The organism is Acidovorax sp. FHTAMBA (genome assembly GCF_038958875.1).
Lineage (GTDB): Bacteria > Pseudomonadota > Gammaproteobacteria > Burkholderiales > Burkholderiaceae_C > Acidovorax.
On sequence record NZ_CP152407.1, the window covers coordinates 1,372,287 to 1,393,710 of the forward strand.

At 65.1% G+C, this 21,424-nt stretch carries 21 protein-coding genes and 1 tRNA gene; 10 read left to right on the plus strand and 12 right to left on the minus strand.

Annotation, left to right across the window (positions count from 1 at the left end):
• Positions 1-29: 29 nt before the first annotated feature.
• The 5 genes from AAFF19_RS06385 (at position 30) to hemW (ending at position 4,811) form a co-directional block, all read left to right on the plus strand.
• On the plus strand, positions 30-1,046 hold the full coding sequence (locus tag AAFF19_RS06385) for a serine/threonine-protein kinase (RefSeq protein WP_008905072.1): 1,017 nt from the start codon (positions 30-32) through the stop codon (positions 1,044-1,046).
• Between the two features lie 28 nt (positions 1,047-1,074).
• Positions 1,075-1,977, plus strand: a complete 903-nt coding sequence (locus AAFF19_RS06390) for a PP2C family serine/threonine-protein phosphatase (RefSeq protein WP_008905071.1) — start codon at positions 1,075-1,077, stop codon at positions 1,975-1,977.
• A gap of 152 nt (positions 1,978-2,129) precedes the next feature.
• On the plus strand, positions 2,130-2,861 hold the full coding sequence (rph, locus tag AAFF19_RS06395) for a ribonuclease PH (protein WP_182118291.1): 732 nt from the start codon (positions 2,130-2,132) through the stop codon (positions 2,859-2,861).
• 76 nt (positions 2,862-2,937) lie between these two features.
• The gene (rdgB, locus tag AAFF19_RS06400) at positions 2,938-3,537 is read left to right on the plus strand and encodes an RdgB/HAM1 family non-canonical purine NTP pyrophosphatase (RefSeq protein ID WP_182118292.1); all 600 of its coding nucleotides are present in this window, start codon (positions 2,938-2,940) and stop codon (positions 3,535-3,537) included.
• A 14-nt stretch (positions 3,538-3,551) separates the two neighbouring features.
• A complete protein-coding gene (gene hemW / locus AAFF19_RS06405) occupies positions 3,552-4,811 on the plus strand; it encodes a radical SAM family heme chaperone HemW (protein WP_182118293.1) in 1,260 nt (419 codons plus the stop codon).
• Between the two features lie 35 nt (positions 4,812-4,846).
• Here hemW and AAFF19_RS06410 read toward each other — a convergent pair whose 3' ends face one another.
• Positions 4,847-5,185, minus strand: coding sequence for an I78 family peptidase inhibitor (locus tag AAFF19_RS06410; protein WP_342721506.1), 339 nt, complete (start codon positions 5,183-5,185; stop codon positions 4,847-4,849).
• A 398-nt stretch (positions 5,186-5,583) separates the two neighbouring features.
• On the opposite strand from AAFF19_RS06410, the gene AAFF19_RS06415 reads away from it, so the two are divergent.
• A complete protein-coding gene (locus AAFF19_RS06415; protein ID WP_342721507.1) occupies positions 5,584-5,754 on the plus strand; it encodes a hypothetical protein in 171 nt (56 codons plus the stop codon).
• A gap of 57 nt (positions 5,755-5,811) precedes the next feature.
• Here AAFF19_RS06415 and AAFF19_RS06420 read toward each other — a convergent pair.
• From AAFF19_RS06420 to AAFF19_RS06460, 9 genes are all read right to left on the minus strand, one after another.
• A tRNA-Ser gene (locus AAFF19_RS06420) sits at positions 5,812-5,899 on the minus strand.
• A gap of 19 nt (positions 5,900-5,918) precedes the next feature.
• Complete coding sequence (gene ureG / locus AAFF19_RS06425) at positions 5,919-6,596, minus strand: urease accessory protein UreG (protein WP_342721509.1); 678 nt, start codon at positions 6,594-6,596, stop codon at positions 5,919-5,921.
• A 51-nt stretch (positions 6,597-6,647) separates the two neighbouring features.
• Complete coding sequence (locus tag AAFF19_RS06430; RefSeq protein ID WP_342721510.1) at positions 6,648-7,358, minus strand: urease accessory UreF family protein; 711 nt, start codon at positions 7,356-7,358, stop codon at positions 6,648-6,650.
• Between the two features lie 10 nt (positions 7,359-7,368).
• The gene (ureE, locus tag AAFF19_RS06435) at positions 7,369-8,034 is read right to left on the minus strand and encodes an urease accessory protein UreE (RefSeq protein WP_342721511.1); all 666 of its coding nucleotides are present in this window, start codon (positions 8,032-8,034) and stop codon (positions 7,369-7,371) included.
• A gap of 70 nt (positions 8,035-8,104) precedes the next feature.
• Positions 8,105-8,593, minus strand: coding sequence for a GNAT family N-acetyltransferase (locus AAFF19_RS06440; RefSeq protein ID WP_342721512.1), 489 nt, complete (start codon positions 8,591-8,593; stop codon positions 8,105-8,107).
• A gap of 11 nt (positions 8,594-8,604) precedes the next feature.
• The gene (gene ureC / locus AAFF19_RS06445) at positions 8,605-10,350 is read right to left on the minus strand and encodes an urease subunit alpha (protein ID WP_342721513.1); all 1,746 of its coding nucleotides are present in this window, start codon (positions 10,348-10,350) and stop codon (positions 8,605-8,607) included.
• 89 nt (positions 10,351-10,439) lie between these two features.
• Positions 10,440-10,745: an urease subunit beta gene (locus tag AAFF19_RS06450; RefSeq protein WP_342721514.1), complete on the minus strand. Its 306-nt coding sequence runs from the start codon at positions 10,743-10,745 to the stop codon at positions 10,440-10,442.
• Between the two features lie 19 nt (positions 10,746-10,764).
• Positions 10,765-10,950 carry a hypothetical protein gene (locus AAFF19_RS06455; RefSeq protein ID WP_008905051.1) on the minus strand — a complete coding sequence of 62 codons (186 nt, stop codon included), beginning with the start codon at positions 10,948-10,950 and terminating at the stop codon, positions 10,765-10,767.
• A 26-nt stretch (positions 10,951-10,976) separates the two neighbouring features.
• Entirely contained in the window at positions 10,977-11,279 is a 303-nt protein-coding gene (locus AAFF19_RS06460; protein WP_182118308.1) for an urease subunit gamma, read from the minus strand.
• Between the two features lie 425 nt (positions 11,280-11,704).
• Here AAFF19_RS06460 and AAFF19_RS06465 point away from each other — a divergent pair, with 425 nt between their 5' ends.
• The 3 genes from AAFF19_RS06465 (at position 11,705) to AAFF19_RS06475 (ending at position 17,468) form a co-directional block, all read left to right on the plus strand.
• Entirely contained in the window at positions 11,705-15,334 is a 3,630-nt protein-coding gene (locus AAFF19_RS06465) for an ATP-binding protein (protein ID WP_182118309.1), read from the plus strand.
• Positions 15,334-16,404: a response regulator gene (locus tag AAFF19_RS06470; RefSeq protein WP_182118310.1), complete on the plus strand. Its 1,071-nt coding sequence runs from the start codon at positions 15,334-15,336 to the stop codon at positions 16,402-16,404. Before AAFF19_RS06465 ends, AAFF19_RS06470 begins: the two co-directional genes overlap by 1 nt.
• Positions 16,405-16,529: 125 nt before the next feature.
• Positions 16,530-17,468 (plus strand): DMT family transporter, encoded by a 939-nt coding sequence (locus tag AAFF19_RS06475; protein ID WP_182118311.1) that lies wholly within the window; start codon positions 16,530-16,532, stop codon positions 17,466-17,468.
• A 103-nt stretch (positions 17,469-17,571) separates the two neighbouring features.
• Here the strand turns inward: AAFF19_RS06475 and AAFF19_RS06480 are convergent, their stop codons facing one another.
• Positions 17,572-18,258 (minus strand): DUF3334 family protein, encoded by a 687-nt coding sequence (locus tag AAFF19_RS06480; protein ID WP_008905046.1) that lies wholly within the window; start codon positions 18,256-18,258, stop codon positions 17,572-17,574.
• Between the two features lie 329 nt (positions 18,259-18,587).
• On the opposite strand from AAFF19_RS06480, the gene AAFF19_RS06485 reads away from it, so the two are divergent.
• Entirely contained in the window at positions 18,588-19,649 is a 1,062-nt protein-coding gene (locus tag AAFF19_RS06485; RefSeq protein WP_342721516.1) for a sensor domain-containing diguanylate cyclase, read from the plus strand.
• 23 nt (positions 19,650-19,672) lie between these two features.
• Here the strand turns inward: AAFF19_RS06485 and AAFF19_RS06490 are convergent, their stop codons facing one another.
• Positions 19,673-20,974: a UDP-N-acetylglucosamine 1-carboxyvinyltransferase gene (locus tag AAFF19_RS06490; protein ID WP_342721517.1), complete on the minus strand. Its 1,302-nt coding sequence runs from the start codon at positions 20,972-20,974 to the stop codon at positions 19,673-19,675.
• Between the last annotated feature and the right edge of the window lie 450 nt (positions 20,975-21,424).

A 21,424-nucleotide genomic window follows, 5' to 3' on the forward strand; every position in this document is an offset into this window, starting at 1 on the left:
GCTCCACCCCCGAGTCATCTTCGCAAAATATGTCAAAAATCAAGCCGGCTCCTTTGCCGCCCGATACCGCAATAGGCGGCTACCGCGTGGTGCGCCGGTTGTCATCGGGCGGTTTTGGTGTGGTCTATCTGGCCCTGGACGCCGAAGGGCAGCAGGTCGCCATCAAGGAATACCTTCCCTCCTCGCTGGCCACGCGTGCACCGGGCGAGCTGCTGCCCAAGGTGCAGTCAGAAAAACTCTCGCTCTACCGCCTGGGGCTCAAGAGCTTCTTCGAAGAAGGCCGGGCGCTGGCCCAGATCTCGCACGCTTCGGTGGTGAGCGTGCTCAACTTCTTCCGCGAGAACGAAACCGTCTACATGGTGATGAACTACCTGGAGGGCGCGACCCTGCAGGACTTCATCATCACCGCGCGGGACCTGAAAACGCAGAAGGTCTTCCGCGAATCCACCATCCGCTCGCTGTTCGACGAAGTGCTGCGCGGGCTGCGCATCGTGCACCAGCACAAGATGCTGCATCTTGATATCAAGCCGGCCAACATCTTCATCACCGACGACAACAAGGCCGTGATGATCGACTTTGGCGCCGCGCGCGAGGTGCTGTCCAAAGAGGGCAATTTCATCCGCCCGATGTACACGCCAGGCTTTGCCGCCCCCGAGATGTACCGGCGCGATTCGTCCATGGGCCCCTGGACCGATATTTACGCGATTGGTGCCTGCATCTACGCCTGCATGCAGGGCTTTCCGCCCAACGAGGCACCCCAGCGCATCGAAAAGGACCGCCTGTCGCTGGCCTTGACCAAGCTGCGTGGCGTGTACTCCGACAACCTTATCGAGGTGGTGGAGTGGTGCATGGCGCTCGATCCGCTGTCGCGCCCGCAGTCGGTATTTGCGCTGCAAAAGGAACTCAGCCGCGAGGGCGAGCGCCGCTACACCAAACTGACGGTGGCCGAGAAGATGCGCCTGCAGCTCGACACCCTGGTGTCCGACACCAAGAAAAACGTGCAAAAGGTGGGTGAAGCCACCGGTATCGGAGCCAAACCCAAATGAACACGACGCCCTGTTTGCGTGATTCGCTATGAAATTCTCGGTTTTCCAGATCAGCCGCCGTGGTGGCCGCGAGAAGAACGAAGACCGCATGGGCTATTGCTACACGCGCGAATCGGGCCTGTTTGTGCTGGCCGACGGCATGGGTGGCCACCCGGAAGGCGAAGTGGCGGCGCAGATCGCGCTGCAGACCATCTCCGCGCTGTTCCAGCGCCAGGCCAAGCCGCAGCTCAAGGATGTGCAGGAGTTCCTGTCGGGCGCGCTGCTGGCGGCGCACCACCAGATTCTGCGTTACGCCACCGACAAGGGCATGCTCGACACGCCGCGCACCACGCTGGTGGCTGCGGTTTTGCAGGGCGGCACGGCCACCTGGGTGCATTGCGGCGATTCGCGGCTGTACATGGTGCGCGACGGTGATTTGCTGACCCGCACCCGCGACCACTCCTACATGGAGCTGCGCAACTCCCCACCGCCGGGCCTGGAGCGCATCAACCGCAACGTGCTGTTCACCTGCCTGGGCTCGCCCACCAAGCCCATCTATGACATCACCGGCCCGGTGTACCTGGAGCAGGGCGACCGCATTCTGCTGTGTTCGGATGGGCTGTGGGGCACGCTCAGCGACGAGGAGATTGCCAAACAGCTGGCCCGCAACACGGTGTCGCACGCTGTGCCCGAGCTGGTGGAGGACGCCCTGCGCAAGGCGGGTGACAGCAGCGACAACGTGACCGTGATCGCGCTGGAGTGGGAGACGCCCGACGCGTTCGAGTCCACCCAGGGCGTGTCCACCGACAGCATCAGCGACGACGTGTTTGCGTCCACCATCCAGGCCGGGCCACTCGATGGCCTGGTGGACGACCTGGACGATGCCGCCATCGAGCGGTCCATCGCCGAGATCAACGAAGCCATCCGCCGCTCTGCTGCACGGAAAGCCTGAGCCTCCCCCTGAGTCGCTTCGCGCCTTCCCCCTCCTCTCGGCTTCGCCGGGGAGGGGAACGCCACCAGCGCGGCGGGGCGGCCCTTGCGCGGTGGCCCTGGCCGGGGGCGCGCCAGTTGCATAGATTGCGCTACGAATCAAGAAAGAACGCTATGACCTTTAAACGCACCGGCGACCGCGCTGCCAACCAGCTGCGCCCCGTGCGCATCACCCGCCACTACACCATGCACGCCGAGGGCTCGGTGCTGATCGAGTTCGGCAACACCAAGGTGCTGTGCACCGCCTCGGTGGAAGAGCGCGTGCCGCCCCACAAGCGCGGCAGCGGCGAGGGCTGGGTCACGGCCGAATACGGCATGTTGCCTCGCGCCACCCACACCCGCAGTGACCGCGAGGCCGCGCGCGGCAAGCAGACCGGCCGCACGCAGGAGATCCAGCGCCTCATCGGCCGCAGCCTGCGGGCCGTGTTTGACCTCAAGCTGCTGGGCGAGCGCACCATCCAGCTCGATTGCGACGTGATCCAGGCCGATGGCGGTACCCGCACCGCGGCCATCACCGGCGCCTGGGTGTCAGCGCAGGATGCGGTCAACCAGCTGCTGGCCAGCGGCAAGATCACGCAGTCCCCCCTGGTGCAGCCGGTGGCGGCCATCTCGGTCGGCATCGTGCAGGGCACGCCGCTGCTGGATCTTGAATATGTGGAAGACGTGGACTGCGACACCGACATGAACGTCGTGATGACGGGCGCAGGCCACTTTGTGGAAGTGCAGGGCACGGCCGAAGGCGTGGCGTTTACCCGGACGGAGATGGACCAGCTGCTCGCGCTGGCCGAAAAAGGCATCGCAGAGCTGGTGCAGTTGCAGCAACGGGCGCTGCTGGAAACCCCCTAACCCTCTAACCTGATATTGCTCACTAATTGATAGCTGCTTGCGCTTGATGGATAAGCGCTAGATGCCAATTTGAATCATGAAAATCGTTCTAGCATCCAACAACCGTGGCAAGCTGGCCGAGCTGCAGTCCATGTTCGCGCCACTCGGGGTCGAGCTGGTTCGCCAGGCCGACTTGGGCGTGGGTGAGGCCGAAGAGCCATTTCGCACCTTTGTGGAGAATGCCTTGGCCAAAGCCCGCTTTGCCTCGGCCCACACCGGCCTGCCCGCCTTGGCGGATGACGCCGGTATGTGTGTGGATGCCTTTGGCGGCCTGCCGGGCGTCGATACCGCCTACTACTGCACCCAGTTTGGCTACGAGAAAAGCGACGACAACAACGTGCGCGCCCTGCTGGAGCAGTTGCAGGGCGTCGCCAACCGCCGCGCCGCCATGGTCAGCACCCTGGTTGCCGTGCGCAGCCCGCAAGACCCGGAGCCACTGATTGCCGTGGGCCGGGTGGTGGGCGAGATCACCACCGAACCCCGGGGCAGCAACGGATTTGGTTTTGACCCTGTGATGTTCATCCCCGAATTCGGCAAGACCTTTGCCGAGCTGCCTGTGGAAGTGAAGAACGCCCACAGCCACCGGGGCCGCTCGGCCGCGCAAATGCTGGCGCTGATGCGTGAACGCTGGCTGTAAGAGGGGCACTGAACGTGGTTCATATTCCGATCACGCCGCAGGCAGAGGCCGAACCCGCCGTGGTGCGCGACATCCAGCACTACATGCGCCCTGGCCTGCTGCAGTTGCAAAGCCTGCCACCGTTGTCGCTTTATGTGCACCTGCCGTGGTGCCTCAAGAAATGCCCGTACTGCGACTTCAACTCGCATGAGTATCGCGAAGGTGGCGGGGATGCGGCTGGCAATGCAGGGGTTCCCGAGCAGCGCTACATCGACGCGCTGATGGCCGACCTGGAGGCCGCGCTGCCGCTCATCTGGGGCCGCACGGTGCACAGCATCTTCATCGGCGGTGGCACGCCCAGCCTGTTTTCTCCAGCCGCCATTGACCGGCTGATCGGCGACATCCGCGCCCGCCTGCTCCTTGCGCCCGACTGCGAAATCACTCTGGAGGCCAACCCCGGCACGTTCGAGAAAGACCGCTTTCGCGCCTTCCGCGCGGCCGGTGTCACGCGCCTGTCGGTGGGGGTGCAAAGCTTCAACGACCAGCACCTCAAGGCCCTGGGCCGCGTGCATGACCGCGCCCAGGCGATGGCGGCGGTGGAAGAGGCCGCCGCGTCGTTTGACACCTACAACCTCGACATCATGTACGCGCTGCCGGGCCAGACGCCGCAGGAGCTGGAGCAGGACATGTTGACGGCATTGGCCTTCAAGCCGCCGCACATCTCCATCTACCATCTCACCATCGAGCCCAACACCTACTTCGCCAAGTTTCCGCCAGCCATCCCCGAGGACGACCAGGCCTACGCCATGCTCGACCGCATCACCGAGATGACGGGCCAGGCGGGCATGGCGCGCTACGAAATATCGGCCTATGCGCAGCCCGGACACCAGTGTTTCCACAACACCAACTACTGGCAGTTTGGCGACTACCTGGGAATTGGCGCGGGCGCCCACAGCAAACTCAGTTTTGCGCACCGCGTGGTGCGGCAGGTGCGCTTTCGGGACCCTGCCCGTTACATGGACAACGCCCTGGCCGGGCGGGCCATGGCGCAGGATGAAGACGTGCGCCGCGCCGAGCTGCCGTTTGAATACATGCTCAACGCCCTGCGGCTGCGTGAAGGGTTTGCGCTGCAGGACTTCATGGACCGCACCGGCCTGCCCGTCACCGCCATTGCCAAGGGGCTGGAGGCCGCAGAGCGCAAGGGTCTGATCGAGCGCAGCCTCACGCATGTCCGGCCCACAGAACGGGGCTTTGATTTTTTGAGCGATCTGCAGGAGCTGTTTCTGGCGGACTGACGCAAAAGTGGCCCGCCAGACAGCAGGTGTTCCTGTCAGCCGCAGGTCACCGCCAGGATGCGGCCGTTCGCGTCTACCTGCAGGTTCAGGCGCTGGGCGTTGAACTCCTTGGTCACCATTTGCCCCGGCCGCAGGATGCGCGCCATTTGCGAGCCTGAGCGCACCCGGGCGGACTCCATGACGGACGCCGTGCTGTTCTGGCCCACGGCAAACTGGGCTGGCTGTGCATTGCACGCAGTGGCGGGCGCCGGGGCTGGTGCGGTGGCAGACGGGCTGCCGGGCGGGGCAGGTGCTGGCCCGGGGCTGGCGCAGCCTGCCAGGGCGGCGCCCAGTGCCAAGCTGCATGCGAGAGTCCATGCGATGGGTCGGTTCATAAGTGACATGCTCCTGAATGCAAGCCATCACCATAACGGATGCGGGCGTCGCTGACGCCCGTACCGCGCCTGCACAGGTCACCAGTCGTAACCGCATGTGCACGAGCACAAAAATCAGAAGCGTCCTACATCCCGGGCGAGTTCTGCGGCCTACCATTCAGACGTCGATTCCCCCTCGACATCCCTCCCGCTTGCAACGCGCAAGTGTTCGGCCCGCAACCTGCGGGCTTTTTTTTGGGCCGGGTTCGGAGACTGCGGAATCTGCAGGCCCTCCGAAAGCCCGAGTGCGCTATTGGTTTCTGCGGTTGCTCAATGCGGCGATGCGCATTTGTGGGCAACATACTCGGCGTCAGCAAACCTGCCATCACAGTGCAATAGCAGCCGACTACACAAGCACAATGATTTTGTACAAACCTGGCGCGCAGTTTCTTTATAAAGGCCGAACGGTCAGCGTGGATTACGTCATCATCAAACGCACGGGCTTGTGGATACGGCTGGCTGACAGCGATACGGTTTGCCGCCCCGAAGAGCTCACACCCCTCGGGCAGGGAGCCAGTCTGGCCGGATGAGTCCGCCGGGAAGTCGGGAAAAGAAAACGGGCCATGAAGGCCCGTTTCTGTGTGTGCTGGCGGAGACTGTGAGATTCGAACTCACGGACGGTTGCCCGTCGGCAGTTTTCAAGACTGCTGGTTTAAACCACTCACCCAAGTCTCCGGGAGGGAAGGCGGGAATTCTAGCCGACTGCGGGCGCCTGTTTTTTCAGCATGCCCCGCGTCTCGATGAAGCCGATCACCTCGCTGAGCCCGCTCAGGTTCTTCAGATTGGTCATCACAAATGGCTTGAGCCCCTGGGCGTTGGTGCGCATGCGGGTGGTGTCGGCGTGCATCACGTCCAGGTTGGCGCCCACGTGGGGCGCCAGGTCGGTCTTGTTGATGATGAACAGGTCGCTCTTGGTGATGCCGGGGCCGCCCTTGCGCGGGATTTTTTCGCCAGCGGCCACGTCGATGACGTAGATGGTGAGGTCCGAGAGCTCGGGGCTGAAGGTGGCGGCCAGGTTGTCGCCGCCGCTTTCCACAAACACGATGTCGGCGTTGGGGAACTCGCCCAGCATGCGGTCGATGGCCTCCAGGTTGATGGAGCAATCCTCGCGGATGGCCGTGTGGGGGCAGCCACCGGTTTCCACGCCCAGGATGCGCTCGGCGGGCAGGGCGCCGCTGACGGTGAGCAGGCGCTGGTCTTCCTTGGTGTAGATGTCGTTGGTGATGGCGATGAGGTCGTAGTCGTCGCGCATGGCTTTGCAGAGCATCTCCAGCAGGGTGGTCTTGCCGGAGCCCACGGGGCCGCCGATGCCGACGCGCAAAGGGGGCAGGTTCTTGGTGCGGTGGGGGATGTGGTGCAGTGTGTTCGTCATGGTTCTTGCGGACTATGAAATTGATAGCTGGTAGCGCATATGGGATAAGCGCTAAGAGCGGAAAAGTCTTGAATATTGCACTTCGTGCTGCGCGCTCAAGATGGCGAGCATGGGCGAAAAGGCCTGGCGCTCGCTGTCCATCAGGCCTATGGCGTGGTCGGCGGCGGCGGGGATTGCGTCCGCCAGCTTTGCCAGGATGCGCTGGCCTGCGCTTTGGCCCAGCTGCATGGATTTGAGGGCGGCCTGCACCATGTTTTCGGCCCAGCCGAAGGCGTAGGCCAGCAGAACATCGCGCACGGGCGCCTGGGTGGTGGAGGCGGCCAGTGCGAATGCCACAGGGTAGGTGGGGGGCAATGCGGCCAGGTGGCGCACGGCGGGCATCAGGGTCTCGTCGCCCTGGTTCTGATTGCGCAGCCAGTCGGCCATGGACCGGCCCATTTGCTCGGTCTGCAGGCGCAGCTCGCTGGTTTCGCGGGTGTGCAGCACCCAGTCGTTGAGTTCGCGCACATGCGCCCAGTCGGCGCGCCGCCACGCACCCACAGCCTTGGCGATGAGGGCCATGTCGCCCCGGGCCTGGGTGATGTGGAGCTGGTCCAGCAGCCAGTCACCCACGGCGGTTTCGCTGGCGAGGCCCGCGTTTTCAATGGCGCTTTCCAGCCCTTCGGAATACGAGAACCCGCCCACGGGTAGCGCGGGCGAGGCCAGCCACATCAGCTGCAAAAAGCTGGCGGCCGGCAGCGGCGCGGGGCGGTCCAGGCGCATGGGCGGTGGCTCAGTGGTCGTGGTTGCAGTTCGGGCCGTGCACGTGCCCTTGGGCCACCACGGGGATGGACACGGTGCGGCCTCGGCCTGGGGGCGTGGCCGCAGCCGGTACCTCTGTGTGAGCGTGCCCGTGGTCATGTCCATGATCGTGCGCGTGACCATGCTCGTGATCGTGGTCATGGCTATGGCCGTGACCCCCATGGTGGTGCCCGCCGCCATGCCCCGCAGCATAGGCACCGCCTTCGGGTTCAAATGGCATGTTCTGCTCCGTCACGATGAGGTGCATGGCGCGCAGCATGTCGGCCAGCACGTGGTCGGGCTCGATCTTGAGGTGGTCGGGCTGCAGCTCGATGGGCACGTGGCGGTTGCCCAGGTGGTAGGCGGCGCGGGTCAGGTCGAACGGGGTGCCGTGGTTTTTGCAGTGGGTGATGACCAGCACGGGCTGCGGCGCAGCAATCACGCGGACCATGGAGCCGTCTTCGGCCACCAGCACATCACCGCCGCGCACCAGGGTGCCGCGTGGCAAAAAGATGCCCAGTTCGCGCCCGGCGGAGTCGGTGGCGGCAAAGCGGCTTTTCTGGCGCACGTCCCAGTCCAGCTCGATGGTGGTGGCGCGCTTGACCAGCACGGGTGCAAGGCCCTTGCCTTGGGGGATCAGTTTGGAGGCTTGGATCATGGAGATTCTTTGTTGCAGCGGGCAAACGCGCATTGTGTGCCAGGGGCTCAAGCCTGGGGAGCGCGTTTGTTTACAGCGTACGGGTCATGAAGAAGCTGCAAGGGTCGAGGCAGTAGTCGGCAAAAGGGTCACATTCGACGAAGCCGTTCTGCAGGTAGAGCTGCCGCGCGGGTTCGAAGTAGGGTTGCGTACCGGTCTCCAGGCTCACGCGGGCAAAGCCGCGTGCGCGGGCCTTTTGCAGCAAATGGTTTAGCATTTGGCGCGCAATGCCCCGGCCGCGATAGTGGGTGCTGGTGCGCATGGATTTGAGTTCAGCGTGGCTGGTATCGAGCCGCTTGAGGGCGCCCGTGCCCACCAGCATGTCGCCATCCGCTCCGGTCAGCCAGGCAGACCAGAACGCGATGTTCGGCTGACGCAGCTGGCCCATGTCCAGCGCGTGCACGCTTTCAGGCGGTGACACGGCGCGCATGTCCACCAGGTGCTCTTGCATGAAGGCTTCAATGCGCGGATCGCTCAGGTCGTCCAGGCGGATCATCAGGTCTTGCAAAACGGCGCTCATGGGGGGGTGTATCAGAACAAAAAGTAGCGCTGCGCCATCGGCAGCACGGTGGCGGGCTCGCAAGTGAGCAACTGGCCGTCGGCGCGCACGGAGTAGGTCTGCGCGTCGATCTCCATGGTGGGCGTGTAGCTGTTGTGCACCATGTGCTGTTTGCGCACGCTGCGGATGTTGCGCACCGCGCTCAGCGTTTTGCGCAGTCCGAAGCGCTCACCGATGCCCGCCGCCAAACCCGCCTGCGAGACAAAGGTGAGGGAGGTCTTGGCAACCGCTCCGCCAAACGCGCCGAACATGGGCCGGTAGTGCACGGGCTGGGGCGTGGGGATGGAGGCATTGGGGTCGCCCATCGCAGCCATGGCGATCATGCCGCCCTTGAGGATGAGCGCAGGCTTCACGCCAAAGAACGCGGGCTTCCAGATCACGATGTCGGCCCATTTGCCCACTTCGAGCGAACCCACTTCATGGCTGATGCCGTGCGCAATGGCCGGGTTGATGGTGTACTTGGCCACGTAGCGCTTGATGCGCTGGTTGTCGTTGCGGGCGCTGTCGCCCACCAGGCTGCCGCGCTGCACCTTCATCTTGTGCGCCGTCTGCCAGGTGCGCAGGATGACTTCGCCCACGCGGCCCATGGCCTGGCTGTCGCTCGACATCATGCTGATGGCGCCCAGGTCGTGCAGGATGTCCTCGGCCGCAATCGTCTCCCTGCGGATGCGGCTTTCGGCAAAGGCCAGGTCTTCGGCAATGCTGGCATCCAGATGGTGGCACACCATGAGCATGTCCACATGCTCATCCAGCGTGTTGTGCGTGTACGGCATGGTGGGGTTGGTGGACGATGGCAAAAAGTTGTCTTCACCCACCACGCGCAGGATGTCCGGTGCGTGACCTCCCCCCGCGCCTTCGGTGTGAAAGGCGCAGATGCCGCGCCCGCCCACGGCGGCAATGGTGTTCTCCACAAAGCCCGATTCGTTGAGTGTGTCGCTGTGAATGGCCACCTGCGTGTCGGTGGCTTCGGCCACATCCAGGCAGTTGCTGATGGCGGCGGGCGTGGTGCCCCAGTCTTCGTGCAGCTTGAGGCCAATGGCGCCCGCGTTGATCTGCTCGTGCAGCGCATCGGGCAGGCTGGCGTTGCCTTTGCCCAAAAAGCCCAGGTTCATCGGGAAGGCGTCTGCCGCCTGCAGCATGCGCTCCATGTTCCAGGCGCCGGGGGTGCAGGTGGTGGCCAGGGTGCCGGTGGCGGGGCCGGTGCCGCCGCCCAGCATGGTGGTGATGCCGCTGGCCAGCGCCTCTTCGATCTGCTGTGGGCAGATGAAATGGATGTGGCTGTCGATGCCGCCCGCGGTGACGATGTTGCCCTCGCAGCTGATGATTTCGGTGCCGGGGCCGATGACGATGTCCACGCCCGGTTGGGTGTCTGGGTTGCCCGCCTTGCCGATGGCCGCAATGCGGCCGTTCTTGAGGCCGATGTCGGCCTTGATGATGCCGGTGTGGTCAACGATGAGCGCGTTGGTCAGCACGGTGTCAACCGCGCCGCCCGCTGCGGGGCCTGTGTCTGCCGCGCCGTCGCGGCTGCGTTGTGACTGCGCCATGCCGTCGCGGATGGTCTTGCCGCCGCCAAACTTCACCTCTTCGCCATAGCTGCCTGCGCGCAGGGTGTAGTCGGCCTCGACCTCGAGGATGAGGTCGGTGTCGGCCAGGCGCACGCGGTCGCCCACGGTGGGGCCGAACATTTCGGCGTAGGCGCGTCGTCCAATGGTTGCCATGGGTGTGCTCCGCGAGAACTGAGAACTATGTTTTTGATAGCTGCTAGCGCTTATCCAATAAGCGCTATAGGCTGTTTTGGCTTAAATTTTTACAGCGCGCCGTGTACCAGGCCCTGAAAGCCGTACACGCGGCGGTCGCCCGCGTAGTCCACCAGCTCCACCGTGCGTTCCTGGCCGGGCTCAAAACGCACAGCCGTGCCCGACGCAATGTTCAGCCGCATGCCGCGCGCAGCCGCGCGGTCAAAGCCCAGCGCGTTGTTGGTTTCGGCAAAGTGGTAGTGCGAGCCCACCTGGATGGGGCGGTCGCCGGTGTTGCGCACCACCAGCGTGAGGGTGCGAAGACCGGTGTTGAGCGGGTGCTCTCCGCTGTCGGTCAGCAGTTCACCTGGAATCATGTGGTTCTCCCGGGTGAGGTCACTTGCGGCCTTGCCATATAGCCAGGGCGACCACCAGGCCCATGGCGACAAAGCCCCACAGATCGGTGGCATGCCAGTGGCTGCCGTGCGGGCTGTGGCCATCATGGGCCCATGCGCTGCCTGCGCATACCCAGAGGGCGCAAGCCGTGATGAATCGGTTGGGGTGGGCGGTGGTGCGCGGCATGAGGAAGGGTCCTGTGAGAGGGCTGATCAAAGAATGGGTTGGTGCACGGTGACGAGCTTGGTGCCGTCGGGGAAGGTGGCTTCCACCTGAATGTCCGGGATCATCTCGGCGATGCCGTCCATCACGTCCGCGCGGGTCAGCACGCTGCGGCCCTCGCTCATCAATTGCGCCACGGTCTTGCCGTCGCGCGCGCCTTCCATCACGGCGGCACTGATCAGGGCCACGGCCTCGGGGTAGTTGAGCTTGAGGCCCCGGGCCTTGCGACGCTCTGCCAGCAGGGCGGCCGTACAGATCAGTAGCTTGTCTTTTTCGCGAGGAGTCAATTCCATGTCGTTTCACTCAATGCTGGGGTCAATGGCTCGCGCGACCGCAGGGGCGGCCGAACGCGAGGGGTCAGTTCCATATCGTTTTACTCAATGCTGGTGTCATCGGCTCGCGCGGCCACAAAGCGTGTCGAACGCGAGGGGTCAGTTCCGTTTCGTCTCATGCGTATGTGCATTAAAAGAAAACACAGATCCGTTCACGCTGAGCTTGTCGAAGCGCCGCGCGAGGCTTCGACACGCTCAGCCCGAACGGGTCTTGTTGATCGACCGCGAAGCCGGTACTACTCCAGGGTGTACCGGGAAATCTGCTTGAGGCCGTTTCATCATAGGCAGCAAGCCCCGTGCCCGCCATACGTCATGTGGCGCAGGGCCGTGCTCGCTGGCGCGCGCCGTGGCATGGAAACTGCACCTGCAGTGCTTGTTGTCATCCCATGCCCATGTCACTTTCCACTGCGCCCCTTGCTCCCGCCGATGCTGCGCCGGTGCAGCCGTCGGGGCAGGATGTAGATGCGCAGGCCCCCCAGCAGGTCGTCAAGGTGCGCCGCGACTACAACAGCTGGGTAGCCACCGAGACCATGGAGGACTACGCGCTGCGCTACACGCCCCAGCGCTTTCGCAAATGGTCCGAATGGCGTGTGGCCAACACGGCGTTTGGTGCGGCCTCCTTCCTGATCCTGGAGGCTGTGGGTGCCACGCTGCTGGTGCAGTACGGCTTCATCAACGCCTTCTGGGCCATCGTGGCCACGGGGCTCATCATCTTTCTGGCGGGGCTGCCCATCAGCGTGTATGCGGCGCGCTACGGGGTGGACATGGACCTGCTCACGCGCGGCGCGGGGTTTGGCTACATCGGCTCCACGCTCACCTCGCTGATCTACGCCAGCTTCACCTTCATTTTCTTCGCGCTGGAGGCCGCCGTGATGGCCTATGCGCTGGAGCTGGCGCTCGACATCCCGCCCACCTGGGGCTATCTGATCTGCGCCGTGGTGGTGATTCCGCTGGTCACGCATGGCGTGTCGGCCATCAGCCGCCTGCAGGTGTGGACGCAACCGCTGTGGCTGGTGATGCTGGTGGTGCCGTTTGTGTATGTGATCGTGCGCGATCCTGGTGCGTTTTCTGGGGTGGTGCACTACGGTGGTGAATCAATGCGCGGCGCCACGTTCCAGTTGCCCTTGTTTGGTGCGGCGCTTACCGTCGGCATTGCGCTCATCACCCAGATGGGGGAGCAGGCCGACTATCTGCGTTTCATGCCCGCATCCAACTCCGCCACGCGCGGGCGCTGGTGGCTGGGCGTGCTGGTGGGCGGGCCGGGCTGGGTGGTGCTGGGCGTGCTCAAGATGCTCGGCGGTGCGCTGCTGGCCTGGCTGGCCATCTCCCACATGGTGCCGGTGGACCGCGCGGTGGACCCCAACCAGATGTACCTGGTGGCGTACGAGTATGTGTTCCCGCACTACGGCTGGGCGGTGGCGGCCACTGCGCTGTTCGTGGTGGTCTCGCAGATGAAGATCAATGTGACCAATGCCTATGCGGGCTCGCTGGCGTGGTCCAACTTCTTCTCGCGCCTCACGCACAGCCACCCGGGGCGCGTGGTGTGGGTGGTGTTCAACACACTCATCGCCTTCATGCTGATGGAGATGAACGTGTTCCGCGCCATGGGCGAGGTGCTGGGGCTGTACTCCAACATCGCCATCGCCTGGATCATGGCCGTGGTGGCCGACCTCGTCATCAACAAGCCGCTGGGCCTGTCGCCCAAGGGCATCGAGTTCAAGCGCGCGCACCTGTACGACATCAACCCCGTCGGTGTGGGGTCGATGGCGCTGGCGTCCATCGTGTCCATCAGCGCGCACCTGGGGTTTTTTGGCCCGCTGCCGCAGGCGTTCTCGGCCGTGATCGCGATGGCCGTGGCGTTTGTGGCCGCACCGCTGATTGCCTGGGCCACGCGGGGCAAGTACTACATCGCACGGCAGAGCGAGCCGGTGGCTGTGCCCATGCAAGGCCCCGTACCATGCGGTCGGGCTTCAGACATAGGCAGCTACCAGCGCCTCACGGTGCACCGCTGCGTGATCTGCGAGCGCGAATACGAGGCGCCCGACATGGCGCAGTGCCCCGCCTACCGGGGCGCCATCTGCTCGCTGTGCTGCACGCTGGACGCGCGCTGTGGCGACCTGTGTAAACCCCATGCGACCATGGCCGTGCAGTGGTCTGCCGCGCTGCGGTGGGTGCTGCCGCGTGCCGTCTGGCGCTACCTTGACACGGGCCTCGGCCACTTCCTGCTGCTGATGCTGGTGATTGCGCCGCTGCTCGCGGCCGTGATGGGGCTGCTCTACCACCAGGAGCTGAACACGATTGCCCAGGCCATGACGGACACCGAAGTGGCAGCGGCCCCCGAGGTGGCGTTGCGCTCCGGCTTGCTCAAGGCCTATCTTGCGCTGCTGGTCATCTCGGGCATCGTGGCCTGGTGGCTGGTGCTGGCGCACAAAAGCCGCCAGGTGGCGCAAGAAGAATCCAACCGCCAGACGGGCCTCTTGGTGCGCGAGATCGACCTGCACCGCCAGACCGACGAGGCCCTGCAGACTGCGCGCAGCGTGGCCGAGCAGGCGCGCCAGGTGGCCGAAGAAGCCAAGCGCGCCGCCGACCAGGCCAACCAGGCCAAGAGCCGCTACATCAGCGCCATCAGCCACGAGATCCGCACACCCCTGAACTCCATCCTGGGTTATGCGCAGCTGATGGGTGAGGACACCGGCGTTCCGACGCACCGCAAGCAGGCGGTACATGTGATCCGGCGTGGCGGCGAGCATTTGTTGTCGCTCATCGAAGGCACGCTGGACATCGCGCGCATCGAGTCCGGCAAGCTCACACTGGATGTAGCGCCCATGCGCTTTGCCGACGGGCTGCACGAGATGGCCAGCCTGTTCGAGCTGCAGGCTGCCGCCAAGGGCCTGGCGTTCACGTTCGATGTGTTGGGGGTGATCCCGGAGGTGGTGCGCGCCGACGACAAGCGCCTGCGCCAGATCCTCATCAACCTACTGGGTAACGCCGTCAAGTTCACGGCGCACGGCACCGTCACGCTGCGCGTGCGCTATGCGCGCGAGATGGCGCGCATCGAGGTGCAAGACACCGGGCCGGGCCTCAGCGCCGACGAGATCGACCGCATCTTCGAGCCGTTCACGCGCGGTGGCTCGGGCGGCAGCGGGTCTGCGTCGGCGCCGGGCGCGGGGCTGGGGCTGACCATTGCCAAGATGCTCACGGCACTGATGGGCGGGGAGCTGACGGTGACCAGCACGCCGGGCGCGGGCTCGGTGTTTCACGTCAAGCTCTTCTTGCCCGAGGTGCATGCCGACGCTTTGGGCAAAACCGCCCCGCCGCCTGCCGCACTGGCAGCGCTTGCACAGCGCGCCCGCAAGGGCTACGCCGGCGAGCGCCGCCGCATCCTGGTCGTGGACAACGAAGAGCCCGACCGCGAACTGCTGGTGCAACTGCTCGAACCCCTGGGGTTTGAGTTGCGCCAGGCGGCCAGCGGGCACGACGCGCTGGACCTGCTGGCCACCCGCTACCGCCCGCACGTGATCTTCATGGATCTGGCCATGCCGGGCATTGATGGGTGGGAGACGCTGCGGCGCGTGCGGCAGATGCATTTGCCTGAGGTCCACTGCGCCATCGTGTCTGCGAATGCCTTTGATAAGGCATTGGACAACGACGTGAACATCCGCGCCGAGGACTTCATCGTCAAGCCCGTGCGCCACAGCGAGCTGCTGGGCTGGCTGGAGCGCCGTCTTGGCCTGCAATGGTTGTATGAAGAGCCACCCGCCGCGCACTTGCCCGGCGCACCTCAAGCCACTGCGGCGCCCGCCACTCCCGCACCGCTGACCTACCCCGACGCCGCCACACTCGCGGCGCTGGCGCAAGTGGTCGCCCTGGGCTACTACCGTGGCATCCTCAACACCCTGGACGACATCGAACGCAGCCAGCCCGCGCACAGCGCTTTTGTAGGCACCATGAGGCAACTTGCCAAACAGTTCCAGTTCGATGCCATGGGCCATATCCTGGAACAGGCGCCACCGTGATGACCACCGCAATTCCCCGTTCGTACCCCGCATCTGCGTCGCCCGGCGCAGCGCTGAACCGCAGCGACAGCGACGTGGTGCTGATCGTGGACGACGTGCCGGACAACCTGGCCGTGCTGCATGACGCGCTCGACGAATCCGGCTACACCGTGCTGGTGGCCACGCATGGCGAAGCCGCCTTGTTGCGCGCCGCGCAGGCCCTGCCCGACATTGTTTTGCTCGACGCGATGATGCCCGGCATGGATGGGTTTGAAGTTGCACGGCGGCTCAAGGCCAACCCCGCCACCGCGCACATCCCCATCATTTTCATGACGGGCCTCACCGAGACCGAACACCTGGTGGCCGCGCTGGAGGCGGGCGGTGTGGACTACGTCACCAAGCCCATCAAGCCGCGTGAGGTGATGGCCCGCATGGGCGTGCACCTGGGCGCAGCCCGCAAGGCCCGCCAGGACGCGCGCCAGGCGCGCGAGGCGCGCAATGCACTCGACGCCTTTGGCTACGCCAGCATCACCGTGCGTGCGTCGGACGGCCGCATCGTGTGGCAGACCCCGCTGGCGCGCGAGCTGCTGCAAAGCTACTTTGGCGAGGTGGGGCCCGATGGCGCGCCCACCGCATTTGGCCAATGGGCGCCCGAGCCCGTGCAGGCCTGGCTGCGCCGCCACGTGCTGGCCGACAACGCGGCCGAGTTGCTGGCTGCCTCACTGGCGGAGCCGCCCCGCCTTGCCATCGAACAGGGCGCGCGCCGCCTCACCTTCCGCCTGCACCAGCAGGCAGGCGACAGCGAGGGCGGCGGTGACTGGCTGCTGGTGATGCGCGAGGTGTCCGACGCCAAGATCATCGAATCCATGAGCCTGTCGTTCAAGCTCACAGCACGCGAGGCCGAGGTGCTGTACTGGGTGGTCAAGGGCAAGATCAACCGCGACATCGGCGACATTCTGGGTGCCAGCCCCGCCACGGTGAAGAAGCACCTGGAGCGCGTGTTTGCCAAGCTGGGGGTGGAGACGCGCACTGCGGCGGCGGGAATGGCGATGAACCGTATCCGGCAGTTGCACCCGCAGTTTGAGGGGTAGGCGGCTGCGCGTGCGGAGCCGGGCGCATGACTGCATGCCCGCCTGCGCGGCGGGCCGGCAGCCTGTCTGGCGGTGTGTGGTGGCGCGGGATCGGGTGTGCTGTGGCGATTTGCTACGCTCAGCCCATGTCCGCATCTCCCTCTGTTGCTGCGCGCGGGGCCTTCCTGCGCGGGCTGTACCGGCGCCCGGCGCTGCTGCTGGTGGTCACCACCCTCATCTGGGGTAGCAATGCGGTGGCGGCGCGCCTGGCCGTGGGCCATGTTTCTCCGATGATGCTCACCACGGCGCGCTGGGGCATTGCTTGTATCGCGCTGTGGTTTGTGGCGCGCCAGCAGGTGGCACAGCATTTTCCGGCGCTGCGCGGCCGCTGGATGTATCTGGCGCTGATGGGCGTGAGCGGGTTCACCGCTTTCAACGCGCTGTTCTATGCAGCGGCACACCACACCACGGCCGTCAACCTTTCGCTGATACAGGGAATGATCCCCGTGCTGGTGTTGCTGGGCGGTGTGATGTTTTTCGGGTTGCGGGTCACCGCTCTGCAGATGGTGGGTGTTGTCATCACGCTGGCGGGCGTGGCGGTGGTGGCCTCGCGCGGCTCCTGGGCTGCGCTGGCAGCGCTGGACATCAACCTGGGCGACGCCTGGATCTTGTTGGCCTCGCTGCTGTACGCCGGCTACACGCTGGGGCTGCGCTCACGGCCTACGGTGCCGCCGCTGGTTTTTTTCTCGGCCGTGGCGGGTGTTGCGGCATTGGCCTCTTTGCCGCTGCTGGCGGCCGAACTGCTGTCGGGGCGCTTTTTCTGGCCTACGCCGTGGGGCTGGGCCATTCTGGTCTACATCGGTCTGCTGCCATCGTTTGTCTCGCAGATCCTCTTCATCCGCGCTGTGGAAATGATCGGCCCCGCACGCGCCAGCGTGTTCCTCAACCTCAACCCTGTCTTTGGCCCCGCACTGGCCGTGGGCGTGCTGGGCGAGCCGGTGGGCTGGTACCACGCCGTGGCACTGGCAATGGTGCTCGGTGGCATCTGGATCGCGGAGCGGCTGGGCACGCGGCGCCCGGTTTGAGGGCTGCCGAACCGCCTGTTTTTAGGTATTTTTGGCCGCTTGCGCTTGGACTTGAAACCGCCCTTGCCAGTAAAGTGCCAGAAGCTATTATTTTGATAGCTATTTACATCCCCAGCGACTTGAGCAGCGCATCGGTATCGTCCTGCCCCGCAGGCGGTGGCGCGGGCACCGGGGGCGCGGCCTGCGACTGGGCCATCAGCGCGTCGGGGTCGGGCGCTTCCTGCGCTTCAAAGTCATAGAGCTTGATGAACTCGGTGCGGTCGATGGCGAGCTCCAGGTAGAAGATGTTGTTGTTGCTGGTGTAGAAGGTCACGCGGCGGGCTTCGGGCTTGTCAAGGTTGGCGTCCACGCTCAGCTGCACCTGCTTGTTCAGCACCAGCATCTTGGGCTGGTTCTGGGTGATGTGGGTCTGCAGCTCGCGCCGCACCTTGCCGGTGAAGTCGCCCACCACCTGGTTCATCAGCTCGCCCATCACGTTGCTGACCTCGTCGGAGGTGTACGAGCTGACCAGGTCGTCCTTGGACATGCCCATGTTCAGCAGGTAGTTGGCATACAGCTCCATCGCCGCCTGGCCCGAGAAGTTGATGATCACCAGCCCCGAGAAGCCGCCGTCAAACAGCACAAAGCAGCCGATGTCGGGCTTCAGGCAGGTCTTGCTGATGCGCTGCACCATGCCGGAGTAGTGGATCTGGCTGTGGGTGGCCACGCCCAGCACGCGGGTGACGGAGTTGCACAGGCTGATCAGCAGGTCTTCGGTGCCGTAGACGGTGGATTTTTCGGGGGTACTCATGGTGCGTTCAGGAGATGATGGTGGCAGGTTGACGTGGTGCAGAGCATAGGCGAAGGCGCCGAGACCGGCCAGCGTGCTTTCCCGTGCCGTTACCGACGTGTCGCCCACAGTGCGTGGGAGGCTGCGAGGGAAGCCGTCGATTGACAAGGAGGCGCGTGGGCGTATCGTGCCAGGGAGGCGGCAGAGGTGGTGCCAGGCGCATCCATCACCGTGGGCAGGACGGGTGCGACATGGCAGGGGGCCACGTTGCCATGGCTTTGGGCGGCGGTGGCCTTTGCCACCACTGGGGGCTTTCAACAGGGCGGGGCTGACACAAGGTGCCAATGGCGATGGGCGACACTGAAAAAGACCTGAACAAGGATCGTCTGGCACTGGTGCTTGAAGCCGCCGGTCTTGATCTTTGGGAGAACGACCTGGTCACCGGCCAGGTCACGTACAAGGCGACCAAGACCTTCCGGGAGCTGGGCTTTGCCGAGGACGAAATGGCGTCCGGCCTGGAGGATATCTTTGCCCTGTTTCATCCCGGTGATCTCGAAAGGGTCCGGCAGGCGGTGGCCGACCATGTGGCGGGCGCCACGCCGCAGTACCGCGCCGAGTTCCGGCTGCGCTCCAAGGCGGGCGAGTGGATCTGGTTTGCCAACTACGGCCGCATCATGGACCGCAACACGGACACGCCGGGCAAGCGCCTGATCGGCGTGACGTTCAATATCCACGACCGCAAGCAGCAGGAAGACGAGATCGCGCAGATCAACCGGCAGCTGGTGGAGCAAAACCAGCTGCTGCAGGAACTCAATGCGGCGCTGGAACTGCTGGCCGCCCATGATGCGCTGACCGGCCTGTCGAACCGGCGCACCCTCATGAACCTGGGCGCGAACGAGTGCAAACGCTCCGAGCGGTTTGGGCACCCGGTGTCCGTGCTGGTGGTGGACATCGACCTCTTCAAGGCCGTCAACGACGCGTGGGGCCATCTGGCAGGCGACCGCGTGATCTGCGCCGTGGCCAACGCCTGTGCAGCGCGCAAGCGCAGCGGGGTGGACATCGTGGCGCGGTTTGGCGGGGAAGAGTTCGTCATCGTGCTGCCCGAGACCGGGGGCACCAGCGCGCTGCATGTGGCCGAGACGCTGCGGCGCGAGATCGCCGCAATGCGAGTGCCCGTGAACGACGCAGGCGCATGCGTTTCCGTCACCGTGAGCATTGGCGTAGCCACGCTGCAGCAGGGCTGCAGCTATGACTTTGAAGCGCTGATCAACCGCGCCGACACGGCCCTCTACCGTGCCAAGGGTACGGGGCGCAATGCGGTGTATTGCGCCGATGTTCCGCCCGGCGCGCCTGCCGCGATGCACGTGCTCAGGGAACCGGGCGAAGACGCAGCAGGGGCACTCACCGCCTGAGAGGCGGAGGCTCACTCACCCACTCACTCCTCGCTCGTCCACTCCACCTGCACGCCCAGGCTGCGCAGGTTCTCCACAAAGTGCGGGTGCGCGCGGCGAATCGGCGTGGCGTTGCGGATCTCCGAGCGCCCGGGGGTGCTGACCGCCACCATGAAGAGCGCAATCGCCACGCGGATGATGTAGGGGCTCTCCACCACCGCTGGCGTGAGCGCATTGCCGCCAAAGGTGACCAGACGGTGCGGGTCGGACTGGAACACATGCGCGCCAAACTTCGACAGCTCGCCCGCCCAGCCTAAAGCGCCGTCGTACACCTTGTTCCAGAACAGCGCATTGCCCTCGGCCCGCACACCGAGGGCGATGAAAATGGGCAGCAGGTCCACCGGAAAGTACGGCCAGGGCGCCGCCTCCACCTTGGTCAGCACATTGCTGGTGAACGGCGTCTGCACCTTGAGCGGCCCCGCGCAGTGCGCGCGCGACCAGCCGTCCTCGTGCGTGATGGTGACGCCGAACTTGGCAAACGTGCGGTCAATCAGCGGAAAGTTCTCGGGTGCGCTGTTCTTCACCACCACGTCGCCACCGGTGATCGCCCCCAGCGCGAGGAAGGTCGTGATTTCGTGGAAATCTTCGTCGAAACGGAACTCCCCGCCACGCAGCTGCGTGCCGCCGTGCACCGTGATGCGCGACGTGCCCATGCCCTCAATGCGCACGCCGATCATGGTCATGAAGCGGCAGAACTCCTGCACGTGGGGCTCCGACGCGGCGTTCGTCAGCACCGACGTGCCCTCGGCCGTGGCGGCGCACAGCACGAAGTTCTCAGTGGTGGTGACCGATGCGTAGTCCAGCCAGTGGTGGTTGGCCTGCAGCCTGCCGTCGCAGCGGATCAGCAGCGAGCCTTCGGCCCGTTCCACGCGCCCGCCAAAGCGGTGGAACACCTCCACATGCGGATCGATCTCGCGCACGCCCAGCGTGCAGCCCTTGACGTTGTCCTCCAGCCGCGCCACGCCAAAGCGCGCCAGCAGCGGGGGCACCAGCATGATGGACGAGCGCATTTCCTCGGGCAGGCGGTGGTGGGCCGCGTCGAACGTGGTGGCGTGGTGGTGCAACTCCAGCGTGCCGGTGGTGTGGTCCATCTGCACATCGCTGCCCAGCGTGCGGAAGATGTCGAGGATCTTGCGCACATCGGTGATGTCGGGCACGCCGAGCAGCCTGAGTGGCTCGTTGGTGAGCAGCGTGGCGCAGAGCACGGGCAGCACGGCGTTCTTGTTGGCAGATGGCGTAATGCGGCCCTTGAGCGGGGTGCCGCCGTGGACGACGAGGTTGGACATGGGGAGGGAGGAGAAGATGCCTGGGCGGGCCAGGGGTTGCGCGAGGTCGATACTCTAACTGGGTTGGGTTTCTGGTGTGTTTGGGGCGGTGTGCCTGGTTTGAGGGCGGAGGCCGGGGAGCGCGCCCGGCAGCGCGGTAACTTTCTTTCGCTTCGCCGAAAGAAAGTCACCAAAGAAAGGGCGACCCCCAGTCTGCGACCCCTTCGCTGTGCGAAGGGGCAAACCTACGTCGGGGCGGTTGCGGGGTGCGCCGTGGAACTCGCTTTGCGCCTGCGGCGCGCCGCTCGAACAACCACGGCGAGTCAGTTCACGAGGCATGCGCGCTTCGACGCGCATGCTCACCCCGCAACCGCCCCGCCGCAGGCGCAGCCAGCAGGGGTGGGACAGCCGAACATCCGAACAGCCACACGGGCCATTGCTTCGCTCGGCCCAGTCTGCGCAGCGAGGCGC

Bases quoted from the DNA above. Each gene is read 5' to 3' on its own strand.
- AAFF19_RS06385 (WP_008905072.1), top strand. From the start codon at position 30: ATGTCAAAAATCAAGCCGGCTCCTTTGCCGCCCGATACCGCAATAGGC.
- AAFF19_RS06390 (WP_008905071.1), top strand. From the start codon at position 1,075: ATGAAATTCTCGGTTTTCCAGATCAGCCGCCGTGGTGGCCGCGAGAAG.
- rph (WP_182118291.1), top strand. From the start codon at position 2,130: ATGACCTTTAAACGCACCGGCGACCGCGCTGCCAACCAGCTGCGCCCC.
- rdgB (WP_182118292.1), top strand. From the start codon at position 2,938: ATGAAAATCGTTCTAGCATCCAACAACCGTGGCAAGCTGGCCGAGCTG.
- AAFF19_RS06410 (WP_342721506.1), bottom strand. From the start codon at position 5,185: ATGAACCGACCCATCGCATGGACTCTCGCATGCAGCTTGGCACTGGGC.
- AAFF19_RS06415 (WP_342721507.1), top strand. From the start codon at position 5,584: ATGATTTTGTACAAACCTGGCGCGCAGTTTCTTTATAAAGGCCGAACG.
- ureG (WP_342721509.1), bottom strand. From the start codon at position 6,596: ATGACGAACACACTGCACCACATCCCCCACCGCACCAAGAACCTGCCC.
- AAFF19_RS06430 (WP_342721510.1), bottom strand. From the start codon at position 7,358: ATGCGCCTGGACCGCCCCGCGCCGCTGCCGGCCGCCAGCTTTTTGCAG.
- ureE (WP_342721511.1), bottom strand. From the start codon at position 8,034: ATGATCCAAGCCTCCAAACTGATCCCCCAAGGCAAGGGCCTTGCACCC.
- AAFF19_RS06440 (WP_342721512.1), bottom strand. From the start codon at position 8,593: ATGAGCGCCGTTTTGCAAGACCTGATGATCCGCCTGGACGACCTGAGC.
- ureC (WP_342721513.1), bottom strand. From the start codon at position 10,350: ATGGCAACCATTGGACGACGCGCCTACGCCGAAATGTTCGGCCCCACC.
- AAFF19_RS06450 (WP_342721514.1), bottom strand. From the start codon at position 10,745: ATGATTCCAGGTGAACTGCTGACCGACAGCGGAGAGCACCCGCTCAAC.
- AAFF19_RS06455 (WP_008905051.1), bottom strand. From the start codon at position 10,950: ATGCCGCGCACCACCGCCCACCCCAACCGATTCATCACGGCTTGCGCC.
- AAFF19_RS06460 (WP_182118308.1), bottom strand. From the start codon at position 11,279: ATGGAATTGACTCCTCGCGAAAAAGACAAGCTACTGATCTGTACGGCC.
- AAFF19_RS06465 (WP_182118309.1), top strand. From the start codon at position 11,705: ATGCCCATGTCACTTTCCACTGCGCCCCTTGCTCCCGCCGATGCTGCG.
- AAFF19_RS06470 (WP_182118310.1), top strand. From the start codon at position 15,334: ATGACCACCGCAATTCCCCGTTCGTACCCCGCATCTGCGTCGCCCGGC.
- AAFF19_RS06475 (WP_182118311.1), top strand. From the start codon at position 16,530: ATGTCCGCATCTCCCTCTGTTGCTGCGCGCGGGGCCTTCCTGCGCGGG.
- AAFF19_RS06480 (WP_008905046.1), bottom strand. From the start codon at position 18,258: ATGAGTACCCCCGAAAAATCCACCGTCTACGGCACCGAAGACCTGCTG.
- AAFF19_RS06485 (WP_342721516.1), top strand. From the start codon at position 18,588: ATGGGCGACACTGAAAAAGACCTGAACAAGGATCGTCTGGCACTGGTG.
- AAFF19_RS06490 (WP_342721517.1), bottom strand. From the start codon at position 20,974: ATGTCCAACCTCGTCGTCCACGGCGGCACCCCGCTCAAGGGCCGCATT.